General features: G+C 59.2%; 28 protein-coding genes and 3 other RNA genes. 25 read left to right on the top strand and 6 right to left on the bottom strand.

Annotation, left to right across the window (positions count from 1 at the left end):
• Window positions 1-20: 20 nt before the first annotated feature.
• Both C2U37_RS15345 and C2U37_RS24700 read left to right on the top strand, forming a co-directional pair.
• Window positions 21-224 (top strand): hypothetical protein, encoded by a 204-nt coding sequence (locus C2U37_RS15345; protein WP_104452614.1) that lies wholly within the window; start codon window positions 21-23, stop codon window positions 222-224.
• 168 nt (window positions 225-392) lie between these two features.
• On the top strand, window positions 393-551 hold the full coding sequence (locus tag C2U37_RS24700) for a hypothetical protein (RefSeq protein WP_158656267.1): 159 nt from the start codon (window positions 393-395) through the stop codon (window positions 549-551).
• A gap of 599 nt (window positions 552-1150) precedes the next feature.
• Here the strand turns inward: C2U37_RS24700 and ssrA are convergent.
• Together ssrA and smpB are read right to left on the bottom strand one after the other, a co-directional pair.
• Window positions 1151-1510, bottom strand: a transfer-messenger RNA (tmRNA) gene (gene ssrA / locus C2U37_RS15355).
• Window positions 1511-1632: 122 nt separating this feature from the next.
• A complete protein-coding gene (gene smpB, locus C2U37_RS15360) occupies window positions 1633-2121 on the bottom strand; it encodes an SsrA-binding protein SmpB (RefSeq protein ID WP_010673973.1) in 489 nt (162 codons plus the stop codon).
• A 248-nt stretch (window positions 2122-2369) separates the two neighbouring features.
• Here smpB and C2U37_RS15365 point away from each other — a divergent pair, with 248 nt between their 5' ends.
• Together C2U37_RS15365 and C2U37_RS15370 are read left to right on the top strand one after the other, a co-directional pair.
• Window positions 2370-2804: an SRPBCC family protein gene (locus C2U37_RS15365; protein ID WP_010673974.1), complete on the top strand. Its 435-nt coding sequence runs from the start codon at window positions 2370-2372 to the stop codon at window positions 2802-2804.
• Window positions 2797-3153: an RnfH family protein gene (locus C2U37_RS15370; RefSeq protein WP_102948158.1), complete on the top strand. Its 357-nt coding sequence runs from the start codon at window positions 2797-2799 to the stop codon at window positions 3151-3153. Before C2U37_RS15365 ends, C2U37_RS15370 begins: the two co-directional genes overlap by 8 nt.
• 68 nt (window positions 3154-3221) lie before the next feature.
• On the opposite strand, the gene C2U37_RS15375 is transcribed toward C2U37_RS15370, so the two are convergent.
• From C2U37_RS15375 to C2U37_RS15390, 4 genes are all read right to left on the bottom strand, one after another.
• A complete protein-coding gene (locus C2U37_RS15375) occupies window positions 3222-3857 on the bottom strand; it encodes an NAD-dependent epimerase/dehydratase family protein (RefSeq protein ID WP_104452615.1) in 636 nt (211 codons plus the stop codon).
• 100 nt (window positions 3858-3957) lie between these two features.
• On the bottom strand, window positions 3958-4296 hold the full coding sequence (locus C2U37_RS15380) for an outer membrane protein assembly factor BamE (protein ID WP_029314185.1): 339 nt from the start codon (window positions 4294-4296) through the stop codon (window positions 3958-3960).
• Window positions 4297-4428: 132 nt separating this feature from the next.
• Window positions 4429-5550 (bottom strand): L-threonine dehydrogenase, encoded by a 1122-nt coding sequence (yiaY, locus tag C2U37_RS15385; RefSeq protein ID WP_104452616.1) that lies wholly within the window; start codon window positions 5548-5550, stop codon window positions 4429-4431.
• A 223-nt stretch (window positions 5551-5773) separates the two neighbouring features.
• On the bottom strand, window positions 5774-6457 hold the full coding sequence (locus tag C2U37_RS15390) for a S24 family peptidase (protein ID WP_104452617.1): 684 nt from the start codon (window positions 6455-6457) through the stop codon (window positions 5774-5776).
• A gap of 443 nt (window positions 6458-6900) precedes the next feature.
• On the opposite strand from C2U37_RS15390, the gene C2U37_RS15395 reads away from it, so the two are divergent.
• The 21 genes from C2U37_RS15395 to C2U37_RS15490 all read left to right on the top strand — a co-directional run bounded on the left by C2U37_RS15395 (window position 6901) and on the right by C2U37_RS15490 (window position 16668).
• Complete coding sequence (locus tag C2U37_RS15395; protein WP_104452618.1) at window positions 6901-9114, top strand: DNA-binding protein; 2214 nt, start codon at window positions 6901-6903, stop codon at window positions 9112-9114.
• A gap of 41 nt (window positions 9115-9155) precedes the next feature.
• Window positions 9156-9878 (top strand): AAA family ATPase, encoded by a 723-nt coding sequence (locus tag C2U37_RS15400; protein WP_104452619.1) that lies wholly within the window; start codon window positions 9156-9158, stop codon window positions 9876-9878.
• 43 nt (window positions 9879-9921) lie between these two features.
• Window positions 9922-10527 carry a hypothetical protein gene (locus C2U37_RS15405; protein WP_043133130.1) on the top strand — a complete coding sequence of 202 codons (606 nt, stop codon included), beginning with the start codon at window positions 9922-9924 and terminating at the stop codon, window positions 10525-10527.
• On the top strand, window positions 10511-11071 hold the full coding sequence (locus tag C2U37_RS15410) for a transcriptional regulator (protein WP_104452620.1): 561 nt from the start codon (window positions 10511-10513) through the stop codon (window positions 11069-11071). Before C2U37_RS15405 ends, C2U37_RS15410 begins: the two co-directional genes overlap by 17 nt.
• Before the next feature lie 55 nt (window positions 11072-11126).
• Window positions 11127-11357, top strand: a complete 231-nt coding sequence (locus tag C2U37_RS15415; RefSeq protein WP_010673991.1) for a hypothetical protein — start codon at window positions 11127-11129, stop codon at window positions 11355-11357.
• A 32-nt stretch (window positions 11358-11389) separates the two neighbouring features.
• Window positions 11390-12010 carry a DUF3164 family protein gene (locus C2U37_RS15420; RefSeq protein ID WP_104452621.1) on the top strand — a complete coding sequence of 207 codons (621 nt, stop codon included), beginning with the start codon at window positions 11390-11392 and terminating at the stop codon, window positions 12008-12010.
• A 14-nt stretch (window positions 12011-12024) separates the two neighbouring features.
• Window positions 12025-12222, top strand: a complete 198-nt coding sequence (locus C2U37_RS15425) for a hypothetical protein (protein ID WP_043133138.1) — start codon at window positions 12025-12027, stop codon at window positions 12220-12222.
• 2 nt (window positions 12223-12224) lie between these two features.
• An RNA gene (locus C2U37_RS15430) (hammerhead ribozyme type II) lies at window positions 12225-12294 on the top strand.
• 5 nt (window positions 12295-12299) lie between these two features.
• Window positions 12300-12512: a hypothetical protein gene (locus tag C2U37_RS15435; RefSeq protein ID WP_104452622.1), complete on the top strand. Its 213-nt coding sequence runs from the start codon at window positions 12300-12302 to the stop codon at window positions 12510-12512.
• An RNA gene (locus tag C2U37_RS15440) (hammerhead ribozyme type II) lies at window positions 12511-12576 on the top strand. The genes C2U37_RS15435 and C2U37_RS15440 overlap by 2 nt, the downstream gene beginning before the upstream one ends.
• Window positions 12577-12616: 40 nt before the next feature.
• Window positions 12617-12847, top strand: coding sequence for a hypothetical protein (locus C2U37_RS15445; protein WP_042074588.1), 231 nt, complete (start codon window positions 12617-12619; stop codon window positions 12845-12847).
• The gene (locus C2U37_RS24705; RefSeq protein ID WP_158656268.1) at window positions 12834-13013 is read left to right on the top strand and encodes a hypothetical protein; all 180 of its coding nucleotides are present in this window, start codon (window positions 12834-12836) and stop codon (window positions 13011-13013) included. The genes C2U37_RS15445 and C2U37_RS24705 overlap by 14 nt, the downstream gene beginning before the upstream one ends.
• Entirely contained in the window at window positions 12997-13590 is a 594-nt protein-coding gene (locus C2U37_RS15450; protein WP_104453253.1) for a gp16 family protein, read from the top strand. The genes C2U37_RS24705 and C2U37_RS15450 overlap by 17 nt, the downstream gene beginning before the upstream one ends.
• Window positions 13583-14020, top strand: coding sequence for a Mor transcription activator family protein (locus C2U37_RS15455; protein WP_104452623.1), 438 nt, complete (start codon window positions 13583-13585; stop codon window positions 14018-14020). Before C2U37_RS15450 ends, C2U37_RS15455 begins: the two co-directional genes overlap by 8 nt.
• 102 nt (window positions 14021-14122) lie before the next feature.
• Entirely contained in the window at window positions 14123-14653 is a 531-nt protein-coding gene (locus C2U37_RS15460) for a hypothetical protein (protein ID WP_042074581.1), read from the top strand.
• A gap of 84 nt (window positions 14654-14737) precedes the next feature.
• Entirely contained in the window at window positions 14738-15325 is a 588-nt protein-coding gene (locus C2U37_RS15465; protein ID WP_104452624.1) for a glycoside hydrolase family 108 protein, read from the top strand.
• Window positions 15322-15624 (top strand): hypothetical protein, encoded by a 303-nt coding sequence (locus C2U37_RS15470; RefSeq protein ID WP_104452625.1) that lies wholly within the window; start codon window positions 15322-15324, stop codon window positions 15622-15624. The genes C2U37_RS15465 and C2U37_RS15470 overlap by 4 nt, the downstream gene beginning before the upstream one ends.
• Window positions 15617-15838 (top strand): hypothetical protein, encoded by a 222-nt coding sequence (locus tag C2U37_RS15475; protein WP_104452626.1) that lies wholly within the window; start codon window positions 15617-15619, stop codon window positions 15836-15838. Before C2U37_RS15470 ends, C2U37_RS15475 begins: the two co-directional genes overlap by 8 nt.
• A 26-nt stretch (window positions 15839-15864) precedes the next feature.
• On the top strand, window positions 15865-16092 hold the full coding sequence (locus tag C2U37_RS15480; RefSeq protein WP_042074576.1) for a TraR/DksA C4-type zinc finger protein: 228 nt from the start codon (window positions 15865-15867) through the stop codon (window positions 16090-16092).
• Entirely contained in the window at window positions 16073-16375 is a 303-nt protein-coding gene (locus tag C2U37_RS15485) for a DUF2730 family protein (RefSeq protein ID WP_081332095.1), read from the top strand. The genes C2U37_RS15480 and C2U37_RS15485 overlap by 20 nt, the downstream gene beginning before the upstream one ends.
• The gene (locus C2U37_RS15490; protein WP_104452627.1) at window positions 16372-16668 is read left to right on the top strand and encodes a VpaChn25_0724 family phage protein; all 297 of its coding nucleotides are present in this window, start codon (window positions 16372-16374) and stop codon (window positions 16666-16668) included. The genes C2U37_RS15485 and C2U37_RS15490 overlap by 4 nt, the downstream gene beginning before the upstream one ends.
• The last annotated feature ends 4 nt before the right edge of the window (window positions 16669-16672 follow it).

A 16672-nucleotide genomic window follows, 5' to 3' on the forward strand; every position in this document is an offset into this window, starting at 1 on the left:
TCATCAGGGAGGATCGCGATATGTGGCTGCTTGGCGCTATTGTCTGCATGGTGCTGGCACTGAAGTTGATGAGTGTCAGCTTCGTGCTTGGACTGATCCCGGCCGCCGCCGGCTACTGGTGCTTTAGCCAATCCACGAGGGCGAGCCTGGAGAGCTTCATGGCCTTCATGTTTGCCCTGGTGGTGCTTGGTCTGGTGCTGAACGTGATCGTCTCGAACTGGTAGGGGCTTATGATGCCCCGGTGTGATGGCCTCGTCATTGGCCTGTCAGGTGCATAAGGAGGTATGGATGTTCAGTATACGTCGCTCTCATTGATCAGGTAATCGCCTGGGGAATGGGCAAGGCGTGCGTGGGGATGTCACCCCTCGCAACTTTGCACTCTGGAGTTCGCAATGAACCCCCTGACTCTCGCACTCGTACTCGAACTTGAATCCCTCATTGAACCGATGGATCTCGACCCGGAATCTCGCCGGGAGATCGATAACATCATCAGCCAACTGAAAAGTCGGTGTGATGCTGACTGCCAGGTCAGCATCACTTTGAAGGGATAAAGTCACTGGGGCGGATCGCCGCCCCATTTTACTCAACCCTTACCCCCTGTATTTCTGCATAGCACTTCAGCATTGATGCCAAGTGCGGCTTTGGCGTCGTAGCCGCCAGGCTGATCAACTCTATGCGTTCCTCGCCAAACATTTGAGTGCTCGGAGGAGAGAAGAAAGGACTCCCGTGATCATGCGAAAAGTGGTAGATTTACGCTATCACTGTATGGGTATACAGTATTTCACAGTCGTGAGGCTGAGAGAGAGCGGGGGTAAGAGCGGATGGAATCACTGAGCGAACTGGAAGAGTTTATCGAGACCTTGGATTTGACGCCTGAGGAGGAAAGCAAGATCGCGCGCATTCTGAAAAAACTACGCGATGAAGCCACTGTGTCAGCGTGATACGGAAGGATTCGGATTGGCCCGCCACTGTGCGGGCTTTTCTGTGCCTGGAGGGGGAGAAAAGAAAAAAGCCTGCATTTCTGCAGGCCTTCTGTTTCTTGGATCACTGGTGGATCATTTCGGTTCCTGTTTCAGGCCAGCCTCTGTCGCCGCGTTCTGGCTAAGTTGCTGTTTTAACTCGCTTTGTCCTGTCGGTGTCCTAGTTAAATTGGTGGAGCTGGGGGGATTTGAACCCCCGTCCAAAATTACTACATCCTCGGTACTACATGCTTAGTCACTCTTTACATTCGCCAACACGCTGCGGAGAGACACGCCACGCATTGACTAGCTCGATTGGTTTTAATGCTTCCGCCCCGAGCAGGACTTCCACACGATCCTGTGAAGGATGACCTTCCATTTCCCTAGGACACAGGCAAGCTAGGGGAGAAGGGCTCAGCGCAGGTTATTAAGCTGCGAGTGCGTAGTTTTCGTCGTTTGCGACTATTTTTTTGCGGTTTATTAACGAGGCCTACCGCACCTCGGCATGCACCTTGGGTTTCGTGAATCTTGTCGAATCCAGAATCAGCCCCAAGTTGTCAAAAGGGATTGTACGCAAAAATCCTGTCATGGCAAGGCGTTGATGGCAATCGACCGGCCTTGGCCGGTCGATTGCTGGTTTATTGGTCGCCGCATGGGGGCCGGCGGCGCACAATCAACCGCGGTGCTTGTTCTTCATGATGCGGGCCTTCTCACGGTCCCATTCCCGTGCCTTGGTGTCTTCCCGCTTGTCGTGCTCTTTCTTGCCTTTCACCAGGCCGATCTCGACCTTGACCCAGCACGCTTTCCAGTAGAGGGCCAGCGGCACTATGGTGTAGCCCTGACGAGCGGTCAGGCTCTCGAGCTTGTCGAGTTCACGGCGACTGAGCAGCAATTTGCGGGTGCGGGTCGGATCGCATACCACGTGGCTGGAGGCGGCGTTCAGCGGCAGGAAGCTGGAGCCGAACAGGAAGGCTTCCCCCTGCATGAAGATGACATAGGCTTCGCTGATGTTGGCCTTGCCCGCCCGCAGGGACTTTACTTCCCACCCTTGCAGGGACAGGCCGGCTTCCACGCGCTCTTCGATGAAGTACTCGTGACGGGCGGTTCTGTTGAGTGCAATGGTGCTGGACCCGGCTTTGTTTTTACTGTTCTTTTTGCTCATGACGGGGGCCTTAGGCAATGTTTAGGAAGGCGCATTATACGTGGGTGGCGGCGGCTGTAAAACGCACAGCGCTCCGAGTGGCGGCTTTGTGAGCAGTTCGATGACGATTTTGAGGGAAGGGCGGGGCGAGAGCAGGCCACACTGGCCGGAAAGTGTGCGATTGCCCTGCTTGGTGACCCGCGAACAGTTTCGGCGGTGATTTTGGCTGACAAGGTGATAAAATCGGGCCGATTGGATGAGGAAAACCCATGCCCCGTATTACTCGCAGTGCCCTGGTGATGTTCAGCGCGGAACAGATGTTCCGGCTGGTCAATGATGTTGATGCCTATCCTGAGTTCCTGCCCGGCTGTGTCGGCAGCCGTGTTCATGAGTCGGGTGAAGACTACATGATGGCCTCGGTCGATGTGGCCAAGGCAGGTATCGCCAAGACCTTTACCACGCGTAACCAGCTCGATGCCAATCGCACGATCAAGATGGAGCTGGTGGAGGGGCCTTTCAGCAAGCTGGCGGGTTGGTGGACCTTCACGCCCCTGGACGTGGATGCCTGCAAGGTGGAGTTCGATCTCGACTTCGAGTTCACCTCCAAGCTCATTGAGCTGGCCTTTGGCCAGATCTTCCGCGAGCTGGTGAGCTCCATGGTGCTTGCCTTCTCCAATCGTGCCAAGGTGGTTTACGGTGTCTGAGCTCCTCAATATCGAAGTGGCCTATGCCCTGCCCGAGCGGCAGACGGTGCTGTGCATCCGGGTCGCGCCCGAGACCAGCGTGCTGGCGGCCATCGAACAGTCCGGCATCCTGCAAAAGCACCCGGAGATAGACCTGTCGGTCAACAAGTTCGGTATCTACAGCCGTCCGGTTAAGGGCGCAGAGCCGGTGCAGGAGGGGGATCGCATCGAGATCTACCGCCCTCTCATCGCCGACCCCAAGGAGATGCGCAAGAAGCGGGCGGAAAAAGCCAAGGAAGAGGGGCGTGCCGATGTGGTCACCGGCGGGCGACCCGATGTGCACCGCAAGCGAGACGATGCCGGCACCTGACGGGTGATGGGTTGTGACAAAGGGGCGCCGTGGCGCCCCTTTGTGATCGTCTCGCCCGGCACAGGGCATCACAGGGTGAGCAGGCGCTCGTTTTCCACCGTCTCTATCCCGCTCTCCTGGATGGCAAGGCACGCCATGGCGTGCGCCACCTGACTGGCCTCGATGGCACGCCAGCGGCGCAGCGACCCGCGCAGCAGGGGCTTTACCAGCGGATAGATGGCCTGGATGATCTGCTCCGAACGGCGCGCAGGTTCGCGATGGCCGAGCAGCATGGCCGGGCGCAGGATGACGAGCCGCTGCCACTCCTGGGCCAGCAGGGCCTGCTCCATCTCGCCCTTGGTGCGGGGATAGAGGGCAGGGGAACCCGGGTTGGCGCCCAGACTGGAGACCACCAGCAGGCGGCGGCAGCCGTGGCGACGGGCGAGCGCGGCAAAGGCCAGCACATAGCCGAGATCGACCCGGCGAAATGCCTCGGCCGAGCCGGCATCCTTGCGGGTGGTGCCAAGGCAGCAGAAGGCAATGTCTACAGGGGAGGGCAGCGTCAATCTGTCCAGCGCGTCAAACGAGGTGGGCAGCCAGGTGCGTCCCGGAGCGGGATCGCCCGGTTTGCGGCAGAGTAGGAGGAGGTCGTGCTCCGTCCCCAGCTCGCGCAGCAAGGCTTTGCCAATCAGACCGGTGGCGCCGGCAATCAGGAATCGACTCATGATGATCTCCTCGGGGCAATGAGGCATCCAGAGTGTGGCCCGGCGGCATCACCGGGGCCAGAGAGAACAAAACCGGCAGAAGCCGGTTTTGTAATGTCATCTAGAGCGGTGTGGTGAAGGCGGCAGGGAGAGGGAAATCACCGGTCACGGTGGCCAGTCTGTCACCCACGAAGTTGAGGGTCAGCTCCTTGCGCTCCTTGTCGCCCCGACCGGGCTGGAACTCATAGAGGTAGTACCAGGTGTTGGGGTCAAAGCTGTCGCGCAACATGGGAGAACCCAGCACGAACTCGACCTGTTCGCGGGTCATGCCCTGGCGCAGCTTGTCGACCTGCTTTTGTTCCACATAGTTGCCCTGGGGAATATCGATGCGATAGACCAGGCTGCAACCGGACAGGGTGAGGGCGGTCAGGGCCGCGGCAATCAGGTGTTTCATCCGCATATCGGGTTCAGATCATCCATACAGTCTTTTTAGCTCGGCAAATCATACCCACTCCCCGTGCGGAAGTAAAAAGCCATTGATCCATCAGCCAATAAAAAGGGCCGCGTGGCGGCCCTGGCAGATCTTGCCCCCTTACATGGCGGCGCGGAAGATGGCGACGATCTCCGCGTGAGTCGCCTGCCTGGGGTTGGTGAGACCACAGGCATCCTTGAGCGCATTGGTGGCCAGCACGTCTAGGTCGTCGGCCCTGACCCCGAGCTGCTCCAGACCGGTGGGGATCTTGACGTCGCGAGCCAGTTGCCGGATGGCATCAATGGCTGCCGCCGCACCCTGCTCATCGCTCATGGCGCTCACATCCACCCCCATATGACGGCCCACATCCTTGAGCCGACCGGCGCACACCCGGGCGTTGTAGGCCTGGACATGGGGCAGCAGCACCGCATTGCACACCCCGTGGGGCAGGTCGTAGAAGCCGCCGAGCTGGTGAGCCATGGCGTGCACATAGCCCAGGCTTGCGTTGTTGAAGGCCATGCCGGCCAGGAACTGGGCATAGGCCATCTGCTCGCGGGCATGGAGATCCTCCCCCTGATGCACGGCGGTGCGAAGGTGTTCGGCAATCAGTGCGATGGCCATCACGGCGCTGGCATCGGTGACCGGGGTGGCGGCGGTGGAGACATAGGCCTCGATGGCGTGGGTCAGGGCATCCATGCCGGTGGCGGCGGTGAGGCCGGCGGGCTTGGCCAGCATCAGTTCCGGGTCGTTGACCGACATCAGCGGCGTGACGTGCTTGTCGATGATGGCCATTTTCACCTGACGGGATTCGTCGGTAATGATGCAAAAACGGGTCATCTCGGAGGCGGTGCCGGCCGTGGTATTGATGGCGATGAGCGGCAACTGCGGCTTGGCGGAGCGATCCACCCCCTCGTAATCCTTGATGCTGCCCCCATTGGCGGCCACCAGGGCGATGCCCTTGGCGCAGTCGTGGGGTGAGCCGCCGCCGAGCGAAATGACGCAGTCACAGCCGTGGGCCCGGATCATCGCAAGACCCGCCTCGACGTTGGCCACGGTGGGATTGGGTCTGGTCTCGTCGAACACCACGGCACCGATGCCGTGCTCGGCCAGGAGGGCGGCAAGCCGGCCCACCACGCCAATCTGGCCCAGGATCTTGTCGGTGACGATGAGCGCCTTGCGATAGCCATGTCCCTGGTGTAACCGACCACGGAGAATGAAAAAACCGGGAGTAGCCGAAAACAAGTGGGATCTCGTGGGACAAACTCAAGGCTGATAAGGCTTAGAGGGGGATCGGGAGGTTCTAGTCGCGGGCGCCGCCAAAATGAAAGACGGCGCATAAAGATGGTCTCTAATGCGCCGGAAATGATAAACGAGATTTACCCTTGAGCTGGTGGTTAAACCGGGTGTTTAAATGCAGCGGCCAGATGGCATCGCGAGGCTATATCACAATTTCAGATAGTCGCAGTTAAAAAAAATCGTGCCCCAGCCAGACTACCTTGCCGATGATGCTCAATGACTCCAGCTCGTTAGGGAGCACGGAAAGCGTCTCATACCCTGCCTTGTTATCGCTGATGATATTTACCCCACCATCGACCCGCTTCTGCAGCCGCTTGGCATAGAGCTCATCCCCCAGGCGCAGCACGAATAGGCCTCCGTCCTGGATCTGGTTGCGGCTCAGATCTACCAGGATGGAATCGCCAGAATGAATAGTTGGCTCCATGCTATCACCCTTGGCGAAGACGACGGCCAGGTTGTCCGGGTTGAGCTGGCGGAACTTGAGCCACTTGCGGCGAAAGGCCAGCTTGCGTTTAACCTCATGCTGGTCATTGAACGTTCCGTGCCCGGCACTGACTGAGATGTGGTAGCCATCGATCAGCGCATATTCCTCTTCAAACAGAGCCTTATCCAACCCATCAGGGTTGAGGCTCTCATCTTGTACGTCTTCCTTTGGGCCACGACCAGTTGCGAGCCAGTCAATTCTAACCCCTGCGGTGTCTGCGATCTTGATGAGCTGGCTCATGTTTGGCTCAGAACGACCATTCAGATACTGGCGCAAAGTGGTATCAGCCATCCCTGCCCTCAACGCAAATGAGCGCGCGCTTTCCGTCCCGATAATCGATTCAAGTCTGTTCTTGAATTCACTTTCCATAAAAGCCCTCAAGAAGGAAAGCGTGCTTTCTTTTGGCGCGAGCACTTTCCATTGTTTAACTCATTGATTCATGAGGAAAAGAGCGATAAACCTCAAATGAGTGAATGCGTGAAAAGAAAAGAGTGAATGTTTCCATTGCAAGAGTTTTTGAGTTGATCAATACTCTCAATTGTTCGCGCAATGCGCGAAAGATTTCTCAAATTGTATCACGGTGACCCCATGAGCATAAGTACAGCCAACCACATCTACGGAGAGCTTAGGAAGCGTGGTTACTCCGTAAGGAACTGGGCCATTGAACGTGGTTTCAGCCCCCGCACCGTACAGGAGTGTATTCACACTTATGCCCCTTGCAAGCACCGACAGCCAGCCGATGGCACTGTCTCATCGCGGATCATGGCGGGATTGAGTGAAACCCTTGGCGTGGCTCTGTATGGAGATGGCAAATGAAAGAGTGGTTCACATCCATGGAGCTAGTTAGTTTGCCGGGTATGCCTACTACGGTACAGGGCGTGCGATACCGCGCAAGATCTGAGCAGTTCAGTTCACGCAAATGTTCGGATGGCAAAGGCAGTGAGTACCATATCAGCTCCCTGCCCGCAGAAACCCGACGTTACCTGGCGGAGCAGGCCGTCGCCCTACAGGGGCAAGCGGTGACCGATCATGCGGCCGGCGGCAAGGCGATGGCCAAGCTGCTTGCCCGCGAGGTGCCAGTGAAGCCGGATGCGGGACGCAAATTGCTGACCCTGGGGGCCGCCGCCCGCAAGAAGGTAGATGCCCGGTTGTTGATCCTGCAGGCCGCCGATCTCTTCCTGGCACCTTATCAAGCCTGCCAGCAAGGGGAGGTGGGGCGTCGCGCTTTTATCGAGGCATACCGCACCCGCAGCCTGTCACTACCTGTGAGCGTCTATGAGCAACAAAAGCCGTTCAGCCTGATCACCTTGCGGCGCTGGCAAGGCACCCTGGCGGATGCCGGTCCGGCTGCGCTGGCGGGCAATTACCAGCGGGAGCGGCCATCCAGCGTTGAGCAAAGCCCGGATCTGGCCCGATTCCTCACGGCATTGATCACCGCCAAACCGCACTTGGCGAACAAGTGGGGTGCGCTGCATGAGCTGGCGACCCAGTACAGCGAGATGAACCAGCTTGGCTGGCAGATCCCGAGTCAGTCCTCCTTGCGCCGCTGGCTGGTCAAGTGGCTGGCAGAGAACAAGGTGGCCTTTACCTATGCCACCAACCCCGATGCCTACAACAACAAGTACCGCACCGCCATCGAGGAAATGTACCCCTGGATGGGTCAGCCCAACGACGTGTGGGAGTTCGACAGCACTCCCGTCGATGCCATGTTGGTGGATGGCCGCCACAGCATCATCGCGGTGATCGATGTGTTCACCCGTCGGGTGCGGCTGTTGGTGGCCAAAACCTCGTCGAGCGAGGGGATCTGCCTGCTGCTGCGCAAGACCCTGCTGGCCTGGGGCACCCTCAACGACAACGGGGTGATGCGCACCGACAACGGATCCGATTACGTGAGCCAGCGGGTCATGTCCATCTGCACCTTGCTCGGTATGAACGTCAGCCGATCCAACGCCTATTCAGGATGGGAGAAGCCGCATATCGAACGCTTCTTCCGCACTCTCTCTCACGGCCTGATCGAGTTGCTGCCTGCCTTTGTCGGGCACTGCGTGGCCGACCGTCAGGTGATCGAAGCTCGCAAGAGCTTTGCCGAACGGCTGGAGGAGAAGCGCAAGCCCAATGCAGAGAAGGAGATCTACGAGCTGGCCATGACGGCGGCCGAGCTGCAGATCTTGCTCGATGACTGGCTCGATGCCCGTTACCACAACCGCAAACACAGCTCACTCGGGATGACTCCCAACGAGAAGTACCAAAGCGCCCGCTACCAACGCCGCGCCATTGTCGATGAGTCGGCGCTGGATCTGCTGCTCAACCATATCGGTGAGGCCACCGTTTCCAAGGGCTTTATCAAGGCCGGTGGCCTCAAGTACAGCGCCCCGGAGTTACTGGAGAACAGTTGGAAGAGCCAGCGGGTCAGCGTGTTCCTCGACCCGAGCGATGTGGGCCGGGCCATTTTGTACCGCACCGGCGACTGGAACGAGCGGATCGAGGCCGTGAACCTCGATTTGTTGGGGAACGGGGTGAGCCCGGATGCCTTCCGCGCCGCCAAGCGTGCCGATGCCAAGGCTCTGGCGAGTTTCCGCCGTGAGATGCGCAGCCTCGCCAAGACCTTCGGCATCAACGAATTGCATCAGGATGTGGTGCGCCATTTCGTTGACCAAGCGCGTGATGTGGCTCAGTTCCAGCGCAGTGATCTCGGGCTCGATAACCCGGCATTGGCGGCGCTCTCAGGCATTGCCGCATCCACTGAACCTGCCCAATTCAGCGCGGCAGAGCTGGCTGCGATAGAAGCACGCCGCGAAGAAAAAGCGGCCCGTGCCCAGGCGACGGCCGGGCAGGAATCCAGGGCGCTCAAGACCGAGTACGAACAGGCCATCTATCTGGCCGAGAAGGAGTTGGATACCCCGCTCGGCGAGCGGGAGAAGGAGTGGCTGACCAAGTACCTCTACAGCCACAAACTGATGGCGAAACGGATTATCCGCCATCTGGAAAGTATCAGGGCCACTCGCAACGCCCATGCAAAAGGTTAGCAAGCGGCCCTGTAAAACAACCTCATAAGGACAAAAAGACTATGAAACACAAGATCGTCGAAGTCAAAAACATGATCAAGACCGAGCAGTTGCTCGACAACCTGCTCAACCGTTCCAGCATTGTCCCGGGCATCGGCCTGATCCATGGTCCCTCGGGCTTTGGCAAGACCACCGCCGTGGAGTGGCTGTTCAACCAGGACGAGGTGAACGGCATCTATGTGCGCTGCTACAAAGCCGACACCGTGACCAGCTTGCTGGAGCAGATCGCCAAGGAGATCGGCATTCCCCAGCGCCACAACCTGCGGGGCCAGGTCGATAGCATCGTCGAAGCGGTGCGGGCCGAGGAGCTGGCCATCTTCGTGGACGAGGCGGATTACGTGGTTGGGAATGCCCGCATCATGGAGACCCTGCGCGATATCTATGACGCCACCGAACAGCCGCTGATCCTGGTGGGGATGGAGGAGATTGCCCGTCGCATCAGCCAGCGCAAGCAGCTGTTTAACCGCATCTCTCAGTGGATCGAATTCAAACCCGCCGACCTGGAAGACGTCTCCCTCATCGCCAACGAGATGCTGGAGGTGGATGTGGAGATTGACGACGCCCTGCTGGACCTTATCCGCAAACGCTCGAACGGGGTGGTGCGCACCATCGTCTCGGCCCTGGACAAGATCGAGAAGATGGCCATGGCCTCTGATGCCCGGATTATCCGGCTGGAGGACGTGGACGCCAGCGAACTGCTGCATGACGTGCGCCGCAGCCGGTAGCCCGAGGACCAGCAAATAACAACAAAGCACGGGAGGGATACCAGTGGTTGATATCAACGATAAGTCCAAGACGGAAGAGGCTTGGTTGTGGATGTGTAAACAGGACTCGTTCGATATGAGTGAGTTACTCGCAGCGACAGACGTTAAGCAAGCAAATTTATATGCCCTGATGCGTCGTTGGTTAGCGAGCGGTCATCTCAGTTGCGTTGTAGAAGGGCCGTTGCGCCAAAGAGAGGTGTTTGGCTGCAATCGGTATCAAGTTTCGGATGTGAATGAACCACCCAAATTTGGCACCAATCAAGGAACTTGCATCTCTCGGAAGAAACGGAAAAGCCGGCGCAAGACCAGCCAACAAAAGATGTGGAACACCATGAAAATCAGTCGGGTGTTCACGTTGACGGAATTGGCGATGACCTCGAATTCAACCAGTAACCATGCAGGCGTCTATGCAAAAGCGTTGGCCAAGGCTGGTTACGTAAAAGTTCAGGCCAAAGCCATGCCACATCGTGGAGAGGTCGCCAAGTACCAGTTGCTGAGAGATACAGGTCGCTTTGCCCCCATTGTCCGCCAAAACGGTTGCTGGGATCAGAATCAGCAGCGGCTCTATCCGTTCCTGGTTGAGGAGGAGAAACATGGACACGTGGCTTGAGGTATTGCAAGCCGAGGTTGGGGCCAGCTCGTTGTCCGTGGTGGCCGAGAAGCTCGGTCTGTCCCGCACCACGATAAGCCAGGTCTGCAACGAGAAGTACCCAGGAGATCTGGCCCGGGTGCAGAAGCTGGTGGAAGGCAACCTGATGGGACACAAGGTGACCTGTCCCATTTTGGGGGAGATCCCGGTGCATCAGTGCCTGGCGTTTCAGCGCCGAAGAGCGGATGAGGTCGGGACCAGACCGATGGACATCAAGCTCTGGAAAGCCTGTCACAGCGGCTGCCCCCATAGCCAGCTCAGTGAGGATCAGCAACTGCGTCGGCCGATGCGGCTGGCCGTCGAACAGGTTGGCAAAGGCGTGGAGAAGGGCGCCCGCTATGACGCCGAGGCCACACTCTCCAGGTTGCGCCGCCAAGCGAAAAGCGATGGCGAGAACGCCAGCAGCAGCTTGCGCATCTTGGCTGAGCTGCTGGCCGAGGAGCTCAAGATCCTAGGCATCAAATACAACCGGCTGCTCGACAAGGGTGAGAAGCACGGCCAGTAAACCAGCGGGCTCGGGGTGTGCGGTGGGCCCAGTGAGACATCACAAGGAGAACGGGATGAACAGAAATCTGCAGAAGACCGCCGAGCAGTTGCGGATCTGGCTGACGGCGAAAGGGTGCAAGGTGAGTACCAGCCGGGTATGCCATACCCCCTTGCTGGCGGTGACTGGCCCCTTGCCCGAAGCAATGACCAAGCGGGCTGTGTGGGGGCGGGAGTGCCTCGCGGGTGTGGTGCGGGATGTCGCCATCGTGCGCTTTGGTGGTTGCCTGCTGCACTGGCGCCAGTAAGAGAACCAACGGGATTTATCAAGGAGAGCCTTATGCAAGAAGCACAGACCAGCAACACGACCCCGATGCGGCAGAACGCCCAGGGGCACTGGGTACCGGAGAACCTGATCGCCCCGGCCGACAAACTGCGCGATGAGGTGGTGATGGGCATCATCGCGGCTGCCAAGGAGGAGCGCTCACGCTTAGCTGCTTTCAAGATCGGCGCCATGCAGCAGATCGCCGATTTTGTGGACCTCTCGGCCGAGCGATACGGGGTGGCCTGGGGTGGCACCAAGGGCAATGTGACCCTGCTCAGTTTCGACGGTCGCTACAAGCTGATCCGGGCCGTGGGGGAGCACCGCAAATTTGATGAACGGATCCAGGCGGCCAAGGTGCTGATCGACCAGTGCATCGCCCGCTGGAGCGATGGTGCCAGCCCCGAGATCCGCGCCCTGGTGGACCACGCCTTTCGGGTTTCCAAGGCCGGTCATATCGACGTCAACCAGGTACTCTCCCTGCGCCAGCTCAACATCGACGACGCCGACTGGGAGCAGGCCATGCAGGCGATCGCCGACGCTATCCAGGTGACCGGTACCAGCCAATATCTGCGGCTCTATGAGCGCGACGCCCAGGGGCGTTACGTTCAGATGAGCCTGGATCTGGCGAAGTTGTAAGGGAGGCGTGCGCGATGGAAATCAACGTAGAACAGGCCGAAGAGCAACTGCAGCTCTGTGAACAGATCAGCGAGACCGAAGGCACCTGCTATCCCGATGACACCTATGAGGATGGTATCAAGGCCGCGTTGTTATGGGTGCTGGGGCTGGGCCCGGCGCCGTTGAGCGAAGAGGAGTACCAGGATCTGATGCCCCTGCAGTTCGAGCAGTGACAGTGCGAAACAGGGCGGTTGCGCCGCCCTGTCTGCCCGGCGTGGTGGTCGGGTACTGATGAGCAGCCGGAGGACGGATGGATAACGTGAAAGCACTTCTGAACACCAGCGTGGCCGATGCGAAAAGCTCCCTGGAATGCCTGCTGATGAGCAATCCGCAGCAGGCTCTGGACGATGCGCAACTGGCCGTTGACTTCATCAATCAGTACGGTCAGGCCATCAATCAGAAGTCCAGGATGGCCATGCTGGCCACCATTGTGAGCAAGGCACGAAAGCGCCTGGTCAAGTAAGCGAAACGGGGGGCTTTCCCCCGTCTGCCTGGCGTGGTGGCCAGGCACTGATGAGCAGCCGACCTGGGCCCAGGTCTTCACCGCCTCGAACAAGGAGCACGGCGATGACCAAAACAGAGATGGATATTCGGCTTACCAAGATATTCAGCGCGGCCGCCATTGCACAGGCGACCCCTGATAAACGGGCTGTGTGCAGACAGCTCAAGCAGTTTGATAGAGAGGCTCGTGCTCAAGGGCTGTTTGCCCTGGCAGGAGAGGCCAGCCAGATGCGCTGGCAGCTCGTGGCAGAGCTGCAGCAAGCCAGAGCAGCAGAGGTCAGTCATGGCGGCGTCTAATTGGCAGGCCCTGCTGGCCTATGTGATGAAGTTTGGCCCCTTGAACCAGCAAAGTGCGGAGCAGTGGCTCGATAGTCATTGCCCTGAGTGGCGCAATGGAAACGATGTGCCTGCCGGTCAAATCTGGGTGGCAAAAGTGGGGAGAAGTCATGACAGCAAGCAATGAACGCACTCGTTTGATCCGGCTGGTGCAGGTGGGCCGCCGCTCCCTGGGGCTGGATGAAGAGACCTACCGCGAACTGCTGACGCAGCAGAGCGGTAAGCGCTCTGCGGCAGAACTGACGATCCAGGAATTGGACAAAGTGTTGCTGGCCATGAAGGGAGCAGGGTTTAAACCGACTGTTAAACGTGGCGTAAAAGGAGGCAAGCAGAAGCGTTTAAGCCCGGTCAGCGGTACCCCAGTTCGGACGGCTGAGATAGGGGTGATACGGGCCATCTGGATCAACATGGCCAAACATGGCTTGCTGCGCGATGGCAGCGAGAGCGCGCTCAATCATTACGTTGAGCGCCAGACAGTACGACTGAATAACGGGATAGGGGTGGCCGAGGTGGCCTGGCTCAGCGAAGAGTTGGCTTACCCGGTGCTGGAGTCCCTCAAGAATTGGCACAAGCGGGGGATGGTTGAGGCGCTGCAGGCAGCCAAGCGTCCCGTTCCCCTCAGTAGGAGCGGGGCGCGGGTGGCGGGCTATCAAGCCGTGCTGGCGGCCTTCGAGCAGATGCAAGCGGAGGTACAACATGGATAGCAACCAGGAGAACCTGGACCTATTTGCTGATGACCATGAATCTCTGGGTCAGCTGGTGGACCGGCTTGACCAGATCCCGGCGGCCGAGCTGACCGCCAAGTGGCCCAAGGCGCTGGCCGAGCTGGTCGATGTGCTTGCCTGTGAGCTGGGGCGCGGCGGGATGGCGGCAGATAAGGCCTTGACCCAGGCCCGTAAGCTGGCATTGGTGCAGGCCCACTATATGGGGGGCCGCGCTTATTACATCCCCACCGGCGAACATCTCAAGGCGGCGCTGCGGGACCGAGCCATTTGGGATGAGTTCAATGGCCGCAACATCGACCAACTGGCTCGCAAACATGGGCTTTCTGTGCCTCAGACCTATGCGGTGGTGGCAGAACAGCGGGAGCTGACACGGCGCCGCCATCAGCCTGACTTGTTCGGATATCAATAGCGATGGCCCTCACGTTACGAACAAACCCCGCTCAGGCGGGGTTTTTCTTTTGGCTCCGATGTCATAGCTTAATATTTCAGCGCACGAAACATGGAGGTGTGTGTGGCAAGGTACATGCTATTGCTTGCTTCGATCATGTGGTCGGGGCTTTCCTTTGGGTCGGTAAAATATAAATGCGATGGGGAGTGGGTAGATTATTGGCCGTGTGATAAGGGCCAGGCGGATAACAGGGCTGATACGGATAAGGCCATCCAAGCAATGAAAGACCAGTTCGCAGCTAGAGCCGCAGAACCTGAGCCGGATATGGATACTACTGCTAACACCTCGGCATTAGCGAACGGCTGCGATAGTGAGGATGTGAAGTGCTTTGCTGACAAAGCCAGGTCTGATGCTCTGATTCCTTGCAAACATAGTATTGAAAGCAGGGCTCGGTACGATTTTGAATGGACGGACAGCCTATTTGGCAAACCGCTTTTTGAATTTGATTACATGTGGGGGATTCCTCCTAATGTTGTTGTGTATTACGGTTCGGCTTTGAAGGCCCAAAATGGATTCGGTGCCTGGAAAGAAATGTACTATCAATGTTGGTACAACGTCAGAACATCACAGATCGAAAGGGTAGTTTTGAGATAGCTGCATTCATGTAACCCACCATAAACCCGCCCCATTAAGGCCCCTCGGTACGCTGCGATAACGCAGTTAATCGAGGGGCCTTTTATGTTGCCTGATACCTATCCCATAGCGCTTGCCTGGTTGCTCCGTCCCGATGTGGAAGGGGGCGAGGTCAACCACCCGGCCGACCGTGGCGGCCACACCAAGTTCGGCATGGCCGATGCCGCCGACGGCAAGAAAGACGGCATGCTCGATCTCGATCGCGATGGCAGGCCGGACATTGCCGTCGGCGATGCGACCCCTGCCCACGCCCAGTTGTTTTACCGAGCGAACTACTGGCTGCCGGCCCGTTGCGACCGGGTTGATAGCGTCTGCCCGCTGATTGCCATCGCCCTGTTCGACGGCGCCGTGCATCACGGCCCACCCCGCTCAATACGCCAGTTGCAGCAGGCGCTCGGTGTCATGGTCGATGGGATGCTGGGCCCGCAAACCTTGCGGGTGCTGGCCGCCAAGACGGGGCGGGACGGTGGTCGGGCCCTGCTGCTCACGCTGCTTGAGATCCGCGCCGGCTTCATGCTCGGCATCGTGCGCAAAGACCCGAGCCAGTGGGCCAATGCCCACGGCTGGAGCAACCGCCTGCTGCGCCTGCAGAGCTACCTGCTCTTGACCCGGTTCGGGGAGGGGGCGGCATGAGCAAACCTAGCCTCATCAACAAGCGCCGCCAGGCGTTGCAGGGGATCCAGGCCGCTGGCTATTTCGGCATCCCCGAACTCAAGAACCCCCGTTACCTCGCCTGCTTCAAGGATGGGCGCCGCGCCCATCTCAAGGCCGCCCTGGCCGGTGCGGATCTGGAGGCCATCCCGCTCTACAGCCATCACGCCACTCGCCAATCCCTGTACGAGCAGGGCTGGCGGTCGGTAGGGGAGTTTGATCGCCTGCGGGCCCGTGCCCGTCTTACCCCAACCCAACCTAAGGAAGCCCATCATGCCTGATTCCCTGTTACCCCAAGCAAAGCCTGCGCTCAGGAGCCGCGCCGTCATCGGGGGCGTCATCGCCGTGGGGGCCGGTATCGCCGGCCTGTTCGGCGTGCCGATCGATACCGGAACCCAAGCCAGCCTGGTCTCCACCGCCGTGGATCTGGCCAGTGCCATCGGCGGCCTGCTGGCCATCTGGGGGCGCCTCAAGGCGACCCACGTCATCAAATAAGCCATCAAGTAGGGCAGGAGACACCCTTGAGCGACCCCATAGACCGCGCCCAGCAGCTCGACGCCGAGCGGACTGGGCGACTTATTGACGCCCACCGGGCAAGGCCCAAACCCCGTGGCGATGGCATCTGTTGCGATTGTGATGAGCCCATCCCAATTGCGCGGCTGCATGCCGAACCCGATGCGCCGCGCTGCATCGAGTGCCAGACCCTATTCGAGCGCAAGGAGGCAATCCGTGTGGGATTTCATCGTTAAGAACTGGGGGCCCCTGTACGCCCTGGCCAGTCTGGTGGGGTTGATTGTCATCATCCTGCTCTCCAAGACCTATGCCAAGCGAGAGGATGTCACCGGCCTGGCCGCCAGGGTGGCCAGGGTCGAGCAGCAACTTTCGGATCTGCCGACCGAGAAGGAGTTGCACACCCTGCAACTGGAGATAAGCGAATTGCGTGGCGAGCTGCGGGCACTGGCGCCGGAGCTGCGCCAGGCTCGCCGCCTGGCAGACCTGCTGCTGGAAAATGAACTCAAGGAGAGACCATGAGCATTCAAGGAATATTGGACGCCCAGCAACGCCTGGTGATCTTGCGATCCTTGCTCGATATCGGCGGGGCCGCCAACGAGTCGATCCTCAATGACTGCCTAGACCAGCTGGGTACCGGCCGGGTGTCCCGGGATCGGGTCAAGACCCTGCTGGCCTGGCTGGATGAGCAGGGGCTGGTGCGCATCGAACGCCTTGCCCAGGTGCAGGTGGCTCACCTGACCGGCCGGGGTCAGGACGTGGCCGAGGGGCGATCCAGCGTGCCTGGCGTCAAGAAGCCCAGGGCGGAGGATTGAGGGA

Origin of the sequence: Aeromonas sp. ASNIH1 (genome assembly GCF_002934285.1) — a bacterium.
Lineage (GTDB): Bacteria > Pseudomonadota > Gammaproteobacteria > Enterobacterales > Aeromonadaceae > Aeromonas > Aeromonas caviae.

Excerpts from the sequence above, each read along its gene's own strand:
- C2U37_RS24705 (WP_158656268.1), top strand. The coding sequence starts at position 12,834 with ATGGCGGCGTCTAATTGGCAGGCCCTGCTGGCCTATGTGATGAAGTTT.
- C2U37_RS15365 (WP_010673974.1), top strand. The coding sequence starts at position 2,370 with ATGCCCCGTATTACTCGCAGTGCCCTGGTGATGTTCAGCGCGGAACAG.
- C2U37_RS15475 (WP_104452626.1), top strand. The coding sequence starts at position 15,617 with ATGCCTGATTCCCTGTTACCCCAAGCAAAGCCTGCGCTCAGGAGCCGC.
- C2U37_RS15425 (WP_043133138.1), top strand. The coding sequence starts at position 12,025 with ATGGAAATCAACGTAGAACAGGCCGAAGAGCAACTGCAGCTCTGTGAA.
- C2U37_RS15490 (WP_104452627.1), top strand. The coding sequence starts at position 16,372 with ATGAGCATTCAAGGAATATTGGACGCCCAGCAACGCCTGGTGATCTTG.
- C2U37_RS15390 (WP_104452617.1), bottom strand. The coding sequence starts at position 6,457 with ATGGAAAGTGAATTCAAGAACAGACTTGAATCGATTATCGGGACGGAA.
- C2U37_RS15380 (WP_029314185.1), bottom strand. The coding sequence starts at position 4,296 with ATGCGGATGAAACACCTGATTGCCGCGGCCCTGACCGCCCTCACCCTG.
- C2U37_RS15470 (WP_104452625.1), top strand. The coding sequence starts at position 15,322 with ATGAGCAAACCTAGCCTCATCAACAAGCGCCGCCAGGCGTTGCAGGGG.
- C2U37_RS15465 (WP_104452624.1), top strand. The coding sequence starts at position 14,738 with ATGTTGCCTGATACCTATCCCATAGCGCTTGCCTGGTTGCTCCGTCCC.
- C2U37_RS15415 (WP_010673991.1), top strand. The coding sequence starts at position 11,127 with ATGAACAGAAATCTGCAGAAGACCGCCGAGCAGTTGCGGATCTGGCTG.
- C2U37_RS15445 (WP_042074588.1), top strand. The coding sequence starts at position 12,617 with ATGACCAAAACAGAGATGGATATTCGGCTTACCAAGATATTCAGCGCG.
- C2U37_RS15455 (WP_104452623.1), top strand. The coding sequence starts at position 13,583 with ATGGATAGCAACCAGGAGAACCTGGACCTATTTGCTGATGACCATGAA.
- C2U37_RS15410 (WP_104452620.1), top strand. The coding sequence starts at position 10,511 with ATGGACACGTGGCTTGAGGTATTGCAAGCCGAGGTTGGGGCCAGCTCG.
- C2U37_RS15345 (WP_104452614.1), top strand. The coding sequence starts at position 21 with ATGTGGCTGCTTGGCGCTATTGTCTGCATGGTGCTGGCACTGAAGTTG.
- C2U37_RS15375 (WP_104452615.1), bottom strand. The coding sequence starts at position 3,857 with ATGAGTCGATTCCTGATTGCCGGCGCCACCGGTCTGATTGGCAAAGCC.
- C2U37_RS15395 (WP_104452618.1), top strand. The coding sequence starts at position 6,901 with ATGAAAGAGTGGTTCACATCCATGGAGCTAGTTAGTTTGCCGGGTATG.
- C2U37_RS15450 (WP_104453253.1), top strand. The coding sequence starts at position 12,997 with ATGACAGCAAGCAATGAACGCACTCGTTTGATCCGGCTGGTGCAGGTG.
- C2U37_RS24700 (WP_158656267.1), top strand. The coding sequence starts at position 393 with ATGAACCCCCTGACTCTCGCACTCGTACTCGAACTTGAATCCCTCATT.
- C2U37_RS15435 (WP_104452622.1), top strand. The coding sequence starts at position 12,300 with ATGGATAACGTGAAAGCACTTCTGAACACCAGCGTGGCCGATGCGAAA.
- smpB (WP_010673973.1), bottom strand. The coding sequence starts at position 2,121 with ATGAGCAAAAAGAACAGTAAAAACAAAGCCGGGTCCAGCACCATTGCA.
- C2U37_RS15420 (WP_104452621.1), top strand. The coding sequence starts at position 11,390 with ATGCAAGAAGCACAGACCAGCAACACGACCCCGATGCGGCAGAACGCC.
- C2U37_RS15400 (WP_104452619.1), top strand. The coding sequence starts at position 9,156 with ATGAAACACAAGATCGTCGAAGTCAAAAACATGATCAAGACCGAGCAG.